The organism is Mesorhizobium sp. M7A.F.Ca.MR.362.00.0.0 (genome assembly GCF_004023175.1).
Lineage (GTDB): Bacteria > Pseudomonadota > Alphaproteobacteria > Rhizobiales > Rhizobiaceae > Mesorhizobium.
The window spans coordinates 1-2,209 of sequence record NZ_RZTF01000638.1 but is presented as its reverse complement, the minus strand read 5'-3'; the positions used below and the strand labels follow the sequence as shown (position 1 = coordinate 2,209).

Below are 2,209 nucleotides of genomic sequence, written 5' to 3'. Positions count from 1 at the left end.
CAGGCGCGCCGGCACCGCTTGCGAAAAGGCGCCGAAGATGACCGACCGCAATCGGGCGCAGGTGAGCGAGCGCATACCAACGGCAGCGGGGAATACCGGGTTCAGCACCGAACCCGTGGGTGCGATGCAGGTAAACGGCCGGGTGAGGCCCGTATTGAGCAGGATCTTCGGATTGAGTGTGTAGAGCACGTAATAGACGCCCACCAGCAGCATGGTGTGTCGCGGGTCGCCGCCCGAGGGCACGTTGAGCGAGGAGCCGAGCTGCGGATCGGAGCCGGTGAAATCGAGCACCGCCTCGTCGCCCTTGATCGTCAGCGTCAGCTTCAGCCGGCAGGGATTGGCCTCGACCGAATCCTCGTCGGCATAGTCCGCGAATTCCCACGTGCCGTCGGGCATGGAGCGCAGCACGTCGCGCGCCTGCGCTTCCGCCTGGTCGAGAAGCGCGGCAACGCCTTCGATGAAGCCGGCCTTGCCGAACTTCCGCACCATCGCCTGGATCTTGCGCTCGCCGGTGTTGAGCGCCCCCACCAGTGCCTTGATGTCACCGATGTTGAGGTCCGGCTTGCGCACATTGGTGCTCATGATCCGCAGGATCATCTCGTCGAAGACGCCCTCGTTCACCAGCTTCATGGGCGGAAAGCGGATGCCTTCCTGATGGATTTCGGTCAGCGCCCGGCTGAGCGAAGCCGGCACGGCTCCGCCCATGTCGGTGTTGTGGATGTGCCCTCCGGTCCAGGCGACGATCTCGCCGTCGACGAAGACCGGCTTCCACAGATGCGTGTCGGGCGCGTGGGTGGCGACGTAGCCGGAATAGGGATCGTTGGTGAAGGCGACGTCTCCCGGCCGGTAGTCGTCGACCATCGCAATCGCGCGGTGATACGAAAGCCCGGGATACCAGGTGGCACCGAGTTCCATCGGGACAGCGAAGGTTGCCCCCGAACGGTCCATCAGCATCACGGTGAAGTCCTGCGTCTCCTTGACGAAGGCGGAGTGCGCGGTGCGGTGCAGCGTGTGGGCCATGTTCTCGGCCGCCGCGCGGGCATGGTTAGCCAGAACCTGAAGGTTTGTCCGGTCAAACAAGGCGTCACTCCGCGAAAGTCAGAAGAAGGTTGAGGTGGCGATCGACCCGTGCCTGCGTTCCGGCGGGAATGGCAAAGGTGGTGTCTTCCTGAACGACCACGGCAGGCCCGTGGAACGTGCTTCCCGGGGCGAGGGTCTGCCGGTTGTGGAGGTCGATGGTCTCGACACTCACGCCCGTATAGACCGGGAGCCGGCGCGCCGGAATGGCCGGGGCATCGACCATGTCGATCTCCGGGAAGGAGAGTTTTGGCCCCGCGCCAACTGCGGATAGCCGGACATTCACAAGTTCGATCTCTCCGTCCGGGTCGTGGAAATCGTAGAGCCGCTCATGGGTGCGGTGGAAAGCCTGTTCGATGGCGGCCGCGTTGCCGTCCGCAAGCCATTCCGGCGACAACACGACCTCGATTTCATAGCTCTGCCCGATGTAGCGCATGTCGCAGGAGAGATTGAGTTGCGCGGCCCCGTCGTGCCCCTGCGCCGCGAGCCATTCGCGGCCCTCTTGCGCGAGGGTCTCGAAGGCCCCGCGGATTGTGGGCAGCGATGTGCCCGACAGCGGGCTGAAGATGGTGCGGATGAAGTCGCCGCGCAGGTCCGCCACCAGCCCGCCCAGCGCCGACACCACGCCGGGACGGCGGGGCGCCATGACACGCTTCATGCCGAGTTCGCGGGCAAGAAAGGCGCCGAGCATGGGGCCACCGCCGCCGAAGGGCATCAGCGTGAAATCGCGCAGGTCGACGCCGGCACGCGAGGCGAGTTTCTCGACCTCGACGAACATCTCCGACACCGCGATGTCGAGGATCGCCTGTGCGGTCTGCTCGACTGGGCGACCGAGCTGCGCGGCAAGTTCGCCGACCGCGCGATGCGCCAGTCCGGTATCGATCCGCAACTGGCCGTAGGCCATCTCGCTGTGGCCCAGCCATCCGCACACCACCATGGCGTCCGTCACCGTTGGCCGCTCGCCGCCACGGCCGTAGCAGGCCGGTCCTGGCGTCGAACCGGCCGATTCCGGCCCGACCCGTAGCACCCCCTGCGCATCGACACTGGCGATCGAGCCGCCGCCTACACCGATCGAGCTCACCGACACGGAAGGGATATGGAGCGGAAATTCGCCGATCAGTTCGCCGGTGCC

General features: G+C 65.9%; 2 protein-coding genes. Both read right to left on the bottom strand.

Annotated features, from left to right (window positions below):
- On the bottom strand, positions 1 to 1,080 hold a 1,080-nt coding region (locus tag EOC06_RS36285), incomplete at its 3' end, for a hydantoinase B/oxoprolinase family protein (RefSeq protein ID WP_206631344.1).
- A gap of 4 nt (positions 1,081 to 1,084) precedes the next feature.
- Positions 1,085 to 2,209: hydantoinase/oxoprolinase family protein (locus EOC06_RS36280; RefSeq protein WP_164898969.1), on the bottom strand; the 1,125-nt coding region annotated here is incomplete at its 5' end.